Here is a 9078-nt window from a genome sequence, read left to right on the forward strand (position 1 = left end):
ATTTTAATTATACACTATTATTAGTTTACGACAACTATCCTACCACATAGGGTTTTCTAGTTCTGTTTGCATCTACTATTGCACGAATTATATTGTTTGGTACATCTTCATAGTTTGCAAGTAACTGTTTAGTATCTTTAGGCAAGCAATACCCACCATACCCAAATGAAGGATTATTGTAATGACTTCCTATTCTAGGATCTAAGCTTACTCCCTCTATTATTTGCTTTGTATTAAGTCCTCTAACTTCTGCATAGGTATCTAACTCATTAAAAAATGCTACTCTCATTGCAAGGTAAGTATTTGAAAACAGTTTTATAGCTTCTGCTTCTGTACTATCTGTAAATAATATATCTATATCTTTTTTTATAGCTCCTTCAGCAAGTAATTTAGCAAACTTTTCTGCCCTATCGGATCTTTCCCCTAATATTATTCTTGATGGATATAGGTTGTCATATAGAGCTTTACCTTCTCTTAGAAATTCTGGCGAAAATATAATGTTTTCTGTATTAAACTTTTCCTTTACTTCCTTTGTATATCCTACGGGTACTGTTGATTTTATTATCATTACTGTATCCGGATTTATTTCAAGTACATCCCTTATTACTGATTCTACTGAAGAAGTGTCAAAAGAATTTTTTTCTGGATCATAATTTGTTGGTGTTGCTATTATTACATATTCTGCATTATTATAATTTTGAGCTTTATCTGTTGTAGCGGTTAAATTAAGTTTTTTATTCTTTAAATAATCTTCAATTTCTTCATCAACTATTGGTGACTTTTTGTTGTTTATTAAGTCAGTCTTCCACTTATTTCTATCTAAAATACTTACTTCATTATTTTGAGCTAGTAAAACTGCGTTCGAAAGTCCAACGTAACCTGCTCCTGCCACCGCTATTTTCATATGATACATCCTTTCATTTACTTTTGTATATGATTATATCATAAAATTAATGAAATATTGTTACTTCATCTTTCTTTGTGCTATATCCAAAATATACTTTTCAGTTAGATTATTAAATATTAGAATATTACTTAGTATATTATTTCTTTTATAATTCTACCTACGCTTTATCCTTATTGTTGTATATCTAATATTAATTAGGCAAAGTGACGATAAAATTGTTTAGCTTTTTTTAACATTTCTCTTATCTAATTTTTTCTAATATTAATGTCATATTTCTAAAAATAAGTCTATTAATATATTAAATTCATTTTATTAAATCTATTAAAAATTTTCTATTAGATAATATTAAAAATATACCAATAAATAAAATAATCATATATCTTACTAATAATAATGGTAGTACGCAGTAGAATATTAAAGTTAATACTATTACTATAATAGATGGTTTTATAAATAAAGATAATCTGTATACTTCTGATTTAATTATATATCTCGTAACTATATAATGCATCACAAATAAGATTATATATGATATTAAAGTAGTATATACGGCTGCAGCATATCCATGTTTAGGTATAAAGTATATATTCAGTCCTATATTGATTATTGCTGCAATCATAGTTCCAATAGGAATAAACAAATTCTTTTTGAAGTAAAATTGAACATTTACCAATAGATTATAGAGAAACTGGAAAAAATATGAAATGATGATTATAGGTACAATCCATGTAGCGTCTTTATACTCACTAGGTGCCATAAATCTTACTAACTCAGGTGAAATGAAAATTAACCCAGTAATTAAAATTACAAAAATCGTAATATAATTTTTTGATTTTTTAACTATTTCAATATTATTTTTTTCATCCATTTTTTTATAAAACCAAGGAACCCAAGCACTATTTAGTGAAGCAAGAAGCACCTGAGAAATAAGTCCTACATTATAAGCAAAACTATAAATACCTACCGCATTACTGCCCACAAATCTATCAATTAATATCCTATCAGATTGTCCTAATATCAAATGCCCTATTAAATGAGGAATCATTGGTACGGACATCAATAATGCAAACTTCCAATATGTGATATTAATTAACTTTTTACCCTTATACATTATTATAATAAATATAATTATACCCGCGATTACAGTTGGAATAAGTGTTCCTATTACCTTACCCAAAAATAAGTTATCAGACATTAAGAAAATCAATACTATTGATAAAATAACTCCTGATAAAGTTTTACTAATAGAAATAAATAAAGATTTTTTATACATATATTGACATACATATTTTGAATTATTAAAACTAATTACATATAAAAAATAGCTTTGTAATAGAATCAAAATAATTATTGGATATGAAAATCCTATAAGTTCTACAAAACTATCTCTAAATATAGATATTATCACCCCAAACACTAAGAATGATATCATACTTAAAAACATAGTTGAAGATAAATACTCATCATAATTATCCTTAAATTCATGATATCCTCTTATCACACTAGAATTTAAGCTTAATGCAACTATTATAGTCAAAACAGCAGCCCAAGTATTAAACAAGGAAACTAATCCATAGTCATCAGTAGATAATAGCCTAGTAAATATAGGCATGGTAATAAACGCTATTCCCTTTAAGAAAAAATTTCCTACTGTATACCAAAACCCTGCTTTTATCTCAACTCCAATTTTACTTCTTATTCGTTTTATAGTCTCCATATTCTTTTATTCATCCTTAATTTTCATCTATACTATAATTATTTTTATTATCAAATACTAGATTATTATATTCTTCTAATATGATAGAACTACATCTATTTGCACCTTTACCATCAATACTAGATTGGCCTAACTTTGACATTTCTTTTCTTCTTTCATAGTTAATTATTAGGTCTTCTAATATTTTTAGAAATTTTTGCTTAGAAATTTCATGTCCATCTCCTGCATTTATAACCATTTTCTTTTTATCAAATTTTGTGGCCTGTAAAAATTGATTATCTGCTTGTACTATAGTAATTGTGGGTGTACCGGTAGCGGCAAGTTCATACAGGGTTGTACCGCCTGCAGAGATAGCTATATCATTTTTCTCCATGAGCTCAGCCATATTATTAACATTAGAATATAATGAAATATTAGGATTATTTTGAGCTAGACTTTTAATTTCATCTCTCTTAGTAAATGCATTCCCAACTATTACATTCAAATGTAATTTTCCATCTAACTCAATAATATATTCCATTAAATCATATGTCATATTAAGAACATCTGCCCCACCCATGGTTATCAAAATGTTTTTAACATCCTTATTAATAATTCTCGTTTTAAGGTTCATAAATTGTTCTCTTAATAAAGTATAACTTAATCCCAACAAAGCTTTTGTATTATATTTTTCTGCTTTCTTTTGAAAATCTGGAGCATAAATTCCTCCATTAATTATTAAGTCTGCATCTAAACTCATATCTCTTAAATTATCAAGTAATACTACTAAAACTTTATTTCTATCTAAATTGCTTAAATAATATCTATCAATACAAAAGGAATCTCCAACAAATATATTTATGCCTTTTTCCTTTATATTTTTATTTACGATATCTATTTCACCTTTTATATCTAAGTCTTGTTCTATACTAATAACCTCAAAGGCATTATCCGCTAAAATATCTACGACTTTTTCGTCACTTTTGGTTAAGTAATACACATGACATCCTCTGCCTGTTAATTCATTAGCCAGAGCCATAGTTCTAATTATATGACCTAAACCAATCTTACTACTTCCATCTGCTCTTATCAATATGTTAATTTCATTTTTAAATTTATTTACTGGCATATAAAATCACCTTTTAATTTCATTATACTATTACTTAAATATCTTCCCATGTGATGGTCTCGTCTGCCTTAAATGATTTTAATGCTTTTCTCCCACATATTATATCAATATACTTAGGTCTTATTCCAGTTCCCGGTCTCTTATAAGTTAAATTTTTCTTTGAAAAAACTTCACCTTCTTTAATATCGTCAGCTGCTACTATACTTCTAGATGCTCTTTTATATACTATACTTTCAACATCTACAACTTCTTTCTTAGGTGAACCGAAAGTTTTCTCAACTAACCTAATATTATCTACTAAAGCTTTTAATTCAGTAGGATCTAATGAAAACCAATGGTCTGGACCATAATCGTCTTTATCTAATGTAAAATGCTTTTCAACTATCTTTGCTCCCATACATACAGCAGCTACAGAGGATATATATCCTTCTGAATGATCAGAAAATCCTACAATTGATTGGAATGTCTCTTTTAAAGTATTAATTACTCTTAAATTTAACTTATCATAAGGTGTTGGATAAGAGCTAATACAGTGTAAAAGAGCAAAATTATCATGATTATTCTTTTTGATTGTTCTTACTGCTTCATCTACATCTGCTAAGGTACTCTTTCCGGTAGACATTATGATAGGTTTTCCTTTTTTAGCTATATAATCAATTAATGGTAGATGAGTGATATCTCCTGAGCTAATTTTATATATAGGATTGCCCACTTCTTCTAGTAAATCTACAGTTCCCTCACTAAATGGAGTAGCAAAGCAAATAATCCCTATTTTTTTACAATAATTGTAGATTATTGATAACCATTCTTCTTTTATTCTTCGATTATAAAATAGTTCAGCTAAATCTTCAGTATGTTTATTGTCACCTTTACCAAAAGTAAATGGAACGTTTCCAGCTACTAAATCATAGCCTGTCATTACTTGAAGTTTTACTGCATCAGCACCACATTCTTTAGCAACATCAATCATTTTCTTTAGTTTATCAAGTGAACCATCATGATTAATTCCTATTTCTGCTATAATAAATGTTTTTTGTAACTCATTAATATTCATTTTAACATCTCCCTATAAACTAAGTACTTATTCAGTTAAATAATCTTCTTTTAGAATGGCCATCATTGTAACATCTTTAAAAGTTCCATTAATAAAAGCATGTTTTCTTAAATTACCTTCTTTTTTAAACCCTACTTTTTCATTTTTTTTAATTGATCCTATATTATCATCAGCTATATAACAATATACTTTTTGTAGATTTAAGTTATTAAATGCATACTCTACTATTAAATTAGTAGCCTCACTTCCTACTCCTTTGCCCCAAGAATTTTTATCTCCAATCATAGTTCCCATTTCTGCCCTTTGATGGTAGTGATCTATTTTACTGAGACCTATAGTACCAATAATTTTATTGTCATCTTTATTAAGTATTGCAAAACTTACCTGTGAATTATCTCGTGAGTATCTTTCAAACCATTCATCTTGTTGTAGTTTATTAATAAAATGTGAACTAAAGAAGTATTTTCTTATGTCAGGATCATTTCTCCATTGTCTAACTGTCTCAATATGTTCTTTTTCTAAGGGACTCAAATAGATTCTTTTATCAACCATTTATTTACCCACCTTTCAAAATTCAACTTATTTAATCTTTTTCTGTTCTATATGTTGATTAATTTTAAATAATTCAGGATTCCCTTTTAATAAATCTAATATATCTCTCATATAAAAATCATGTTTACCTTTATATAGATGATTGTATATTTCTTTTATTAACTCATAATCTTCTGGTGTATCTAATGTCCACCTATGATTTGAGTAATTTTTATCATTTTTATAATAAAAAACACTTGAATTTTCATACATATAAGGAGTTACATGTTCTCTCTCATATTTTCTAGTGGAATTATTAAATGCTTCTTCTAATAATTCTAATGAAAAAATAGAAATATCTAATCCTCGTGGAAAAGTTCTTTTACCCGCATCTATACCTGCATTAGAAACTAAATCATAATTACTTTTTAAATAAATATCCACCATTTCATCTATAATATTGGGATCTATTACAGGACAGTCTGAAGTAATCCTAAGTATTATATCAATATTATTTTCTTTAGCAGCAAAATAATACCTACTTAAAACATCATCTTCACTGCCTCTAAAAACTTTCACACCACATCTATTGGCTTCAGATGCAATGACGCTGTCTCTGTCATGAATAGTTGTAGCAATTATAATTTCATCTATTAACCTAGATTGTTCTACCCTTTCTATTACATGAGATAAAACAGACTTTCCTTCCAACTCTTTCATCACTTTACCTTCTAGTCTTGTTGAGCCCATTCTCGCTTGGATAATTGCACCTATCCTCATATTTATCCCTGCTTTCTATAATAACTGATTACTTTATCTATAGCTTCTATAATACTATCTACATCCTCATCTGATAATGAATAATAAAGAGGTATGGTAATAATCTCTTCATATAATGTTTCAGCATTGGGACAGAGACCCTTTTTATATCCTAATTTTTGATAGTATGGATGAAAGTATACAGGAATATAATGAACTTGTAACCCTATATTTTCAGCATTTAATGCTTTATAAACCTCATTTCTACTTACTTTTAATGTATTAGTCTTAATCCTTAGTATATATAAATGCCTAGTAGTTTCAGATTCTGGAATTTCTTTTTGGATCGTAATTTCTGGGATTTTTGAAAAAGCAGCATTATATTTTTCTACTATATCTTTTCTTCTTTGAGAGAATATTGAAAGTTTTTTAATTTGACTCAATCCCAAAGCAGCCTGAAAATCTGTCATTCTATAGTTATATCCTAAATCTATTTGTTCGTTATATCCATTGAAAGGTGTTTCTGTTAGTAAGGAACTATCTCGAGTTATACCATGTGAACGAAATAGCATAATCTTTTTGTAGAATTCTTCATTATTGGTTAAAATAGCTCCCCCTTCTCCACATGTGATTGTCTTAACTGGATGAAAACTAAAAGTTGTTAAATCTGCTAAACTACCTACATATTTTCCTTTGTATTTAGTGCCAATAGAATGTGCTGCATCTTCAATAAACACTAAGTCGTATTCTTTACAAATCTTCTTAATTTCGTCAATTTTAACCGCTTGACCAGTAAAATCTACTGCGATTATTGCTTTTGTTTTCTTAGTTATTTTTTCTTTAATCTTTTTGGGATCAATATTCCACGTATCTGGATCAATATCTGCAAACACTGGAACCCCACCACAATATAAAATACAATTTGCAGATGCAGCAAAAGTAATTGGCGTTGTGATTACTTCATCCCCATTTGTAATTCCTGCAGCATGACAAGCTGCATGGAGTGCAGCCGTACCATTAGAAATTGCAACTGCATATTTAGCACCTGTTAATTCACATAATTTTTGTTCGAATTCTTCTACTTTTGGACCTGTAGTTAAATATGGTGATTTTAAAACTTCATTAACAGCCTGTATATCGTTATCATCAATGCATTGCTTTCCATAAGGTATAAAGTCCTTTCTAGCAGGTTTTCCACCTAAAATAGCTGGTAACATTTTAATTCCTCCTTTATATTGATCAAACTTTGAAATTTTACTTCTTTGATAATACCTGTATATTCTAATTATTTTATTTACAATAATATTCTTTAAGAATTGCATGAATTTAAATATATCATTTATCTTCATAACTGTTTAAAAAATAATCATAAAATCCAAAAAAAACAATGTTAATTCATTCCTCCTAACATTGTTTTAAAGTTATTTTACAAACAATTCTAATTAGCTCAAAATTCTATATTTATTATATAGCACACCTTATATTAGGTCAAGAAATAATTCTTATTAATAAGAAGTTCGCTTATTTTTATTATTAGATTACCCATAAATATTATTAAAATATTATAAAAATCTTATATATTATTTTTTAATAATATTCCAAGGCATATTATGAACTTTAGATGATAAGTACCATACTAAAATAAACTTAATCAAAAATGTAATAGTAGTAGATTGTGCTGCTCCTATAGCACCAGCTTTTTTTATAAATAAATAATTTAATAATATATTTAAAAGTGTAGTTGCAAATGTTATAAAAGCAAGTATATGAGTTTTACCATTATAGAAAATATAATTAACCACCATAAGATACATACCATTAAATGAATATCCTAGTGCTATCCATATTACATATACACTCGACTCTTTAAATGCTTCACCCGTTATAATTTGTATAATAATAGGTGCTATAAATCCTAAAATTATAGCCATCATTAACACAACAAAGTAATAAAGGTATGTTAGCTTTACTATTTTCAGTTTTGTTTCATTTATGTTTTTTTTTAAGTCTTTCATATAGCCAAGGTACATAAGCTCTATTAAAAGACATTGTTAATATATTTATTATAGAACCAATTTGATATCCTACAGTGTATACTCCTGTAGCATCTAAACCCACCATGTTTGTTATAAACAGCCTATCTGTCATAGCGATTATAGAGCCCGCTAAGGCATGGGGTATAAGTGGTATTCCAAATGAAAGTGTATCTTTCAAATAACTTTTATTTACTTTAAATTCAATCCATTTATTTTTATATAATACAAAAAGACTAACTATACTGAATAAAGTAAAAGATATCATCTGAGCATATATTCTGCCTTTAAAATTTAATCCTATATATACAATAAATAATATGCTTAAACCAGCATTTAAAAGTGTTTGAGATATATTAAATATACTATATGCTACAGGTTTCTTTTGAACTTGCCATAAACTCAATACTATACCAGTTAAAAATTGACTAAAAGATACTACTATTATGGTCCAGAGTAATTGTTTTGGAAATGAAGTTAAAGTGGAAATTAAATCTGAAAACAGATAAAAAATTATAGAAACTACCGCAGTGCTTGATATAAGTATCAAAACTGAATTAAATACATATTCCCAAATTCTTATATTTTCTTTATTATAATACTGTCTTACTACAGCTCCATTTACGCTTAATCCTGTAAAGGGAGAAACAAATGTAATAAGGAGAGTAAACATAGAAACTATACCATATTCCTTAGGGGACATATATATAGTCAATATAGGTAATAAAAAAAATGGTATAGCTGCATTTATTAAACTGGTTATTGTATATATACCAGCATTTTGAAATAAGCTTGATTTAAGTAATTTATTATTCATTTTATTCTACTCACTTTTCATTTAGATACTCTTTGAGTTCCTCTAAATTATTAGGTATAAAAATTTTAGATTTATCTTTATATAAATCTCTAAACCTATATACAAATTTCTTCAAATTTTCTGTTACATTTTTTAAATGAGATAATTCTTTT

At 27.4% G+C, this 9078-nt stretch carries 9 protein-coding genes; all 9 read right to left on the bottom strand.

Translation table 11 applies throughout. From position 1 onward, the window contains the following. Positions 1–34: 34 nt before the first annotated feature. The 9 genes from ACTHW2_RS02870 to ACTHW2_RS02910 all read right to left on the bottom strand — a co-directional run bounded on the left by ACTHW2_RS02870 (position 35) and on the right by ACTHW2_RS02910 (position 8926). Positions 35–904: a nucleotide sugar dehydrogenase gene (locus ACTHW2_RS02870; protein ID WP_442262227.1), complete on the bottom strand. Its 870-nt coding sequence runs from the start codon at positions 902–904 to the stop codon at positions 35–37. A 307-nt stretch (positions 905–1211) separates the two neighbouring features. Further along, positions 1212–2624, bottom strand: coding sequence for a lipopolysaccharide biosynthesis protein (locus tag ACTHW2_RS02875; RefSeq protein ID WP_442262228.1), 1413 nt, complete (start codon positions 2622–2624; stop codon positions 1212–1214). A gap of 16 nt (positions 2625–2640) precedes the next feature. Beyond that, positions 2641–3732 (bottom strand): UDP-2,4-diacetamido-2,4,6-trideoxy-beta-L-altropyranose hydrolase, encoded by a 1092-nt coding sequence (pseG, locus tag ACTHW2_RS02880; protein ID WP_442262229.1) that lies wholly within the window; start codon positions 3730–3732, stop codon positions 2641–2643. A 34-nt stretch (positions 3733–3766) separates the two neighbouring features. After that, positions 3767–4786 (bottom strand): N-acetylneuraminate synthase family protein, encoded by a 1020-nt coding sequence (locus ACTHW2_RS02885; protein WP_442262230.1) that lies wholly within the window; start codon positions 4784–4786, stop codon positions 3767–3769. A gap of 27 nt (positions 4787–4813) precedes the next feature. After that, positions 4814–5338, bottom strand: a complete 525-nt coding sequence (gene pseH, locus ACTHW2_RS02890) for a UDP-4-amino-4,6-dideoxy-N-acetyl-beta-L-altrosamine N-acetyltransferase (protein WP_442262231.1) — start codon at positions 5336–5338, stop codon at positions 4814–4816. A gap of 27 nt (positions 5339–5365) precedes the next feature. After that, positions 5366–6097, bottom strand: coding sequence for a cytidylyltransferase domain-containing protein (locus ACTHW2_RS02895; RefSeq protein ID WP_442262232.1), 732 nt, complete (start codon positions 6095–6097; stop codon positions 5366–5368). A 2-nt stretch (positions 6098–6099) separates the two neighbouring features. Then, complete coding sequence (pseC, locus tag ACTHW2_RS02900) at positions 6100–7293, bottom strand: UDP-4-amino-4,6-dideoxy-N-acetyl-beta-L-altrosamine transaminase (protein ID WP_442262233.1); 1194 nt, start codon at positions 7291–7293, stop codon at positions 6100–6102. 363 nt (positions 7294–7656) lie between these two features. Continuing rightward, positions 7657–8091, bottom strand: a complete 435-nt coding sequence (locus ACTHW2_RS02905) for a hypothetical protein (protein ID WP_442262234.1) — start codon at positions 8089–8091, stop codon at positions 7657–7659. Beyond that, positions 8063–8926: an oligosaccharide flippase family protein gene (locus ACTHW2_RS02910; protein ID WP_442262235.1), complete on the bottom strand. Its 864-nt coding sequence runs from the start codon at positions 8924–8926 to the stop codon at positions 8063–8065. The genes ACTHW2_RS02905 and ACTHW2_RS02910 overlap by 29 nt, the downstream gene beginning before the upstream one ends. Positions 8927–9078 lie beyond the last annotated feature (152 nt).

The organism is Tissierella sp., from assembly GCF_052089545.1.
Lineage (GTDB): Bacteria > Bacillota > Clostridia > Tissierellales > Tissierellaceae > Tissierella_A.

What these genes read in the sequence shown, in the direction of transcription:
- ACTHW2_RS02870 (WP_442262227.1), bottom strand. Translation starts at nt 904, where the DNA reads ATGAAAATAGCGGTGGCAGGAGCAGGTTACGTTGGACTTTCGAACGCA.
- ACTHW2_RS02875 (WP_442262228.1), bottom strand. Translation starts at nt 2,624, where the DNA reads ATGGAGACTATAAAACGAATAAGAAGTAAAATTGGAGTTGAGATAAAA.
- pseG (WP_442262229.1), bottom strand. Translation starts at nt 3,732, where the DNA reads ATGCCAGTAAATAAATTTAAAAATGAAATTAACATATTGATAAGAGCA.
- ACTHW2_RS02885 (WP_442262230.1), bottom strand. Translation starts at nt 4,786, where the DNA reads ATGAATATTAATGAGTTACAAAAAACATTTATTATAGCAGAAATAGGA.
- pseH (WP_442262231.1), bottom strand. Translation starts at nt 5,338, where the DNA reads ATGGTTGATAAAAGAATCTATTTGAGTCCCTTAGAAAAAGAACATATT.
- ACTHW2_RS02895 (WP_442262232.1), bottom strand. Translation starts at nt 6,097, where the DNA reads ATGAGGATAGGTGCAATTATCCAAGCGAGAATGGGCTCAACAAGACTA.
- pseC (WP_442262233.1), bottom strand. Translation starts at nt 7,293, where the DNA reads ATGTTACCAGCTATTTTAGGTGGAAAACCTGCTAGAAAGGACTTTATA.
- ACTHW2_RS02905 (WP_442262234.1), bottom strand. Translation starts at nt 8,091, where the DNA reads ATGAAAGACTTAAAAAAAAACATAAATGAAACAAAACTGAAAATAGTA.
- ACTHW2_RS02910 (WP_442262235.1), bottom strand. Translation starts at nt 8,926, where the DNA reads ATGAATAATAAATTACTTAAATCAAGCTTATTTCAAAATGCTGGTATA.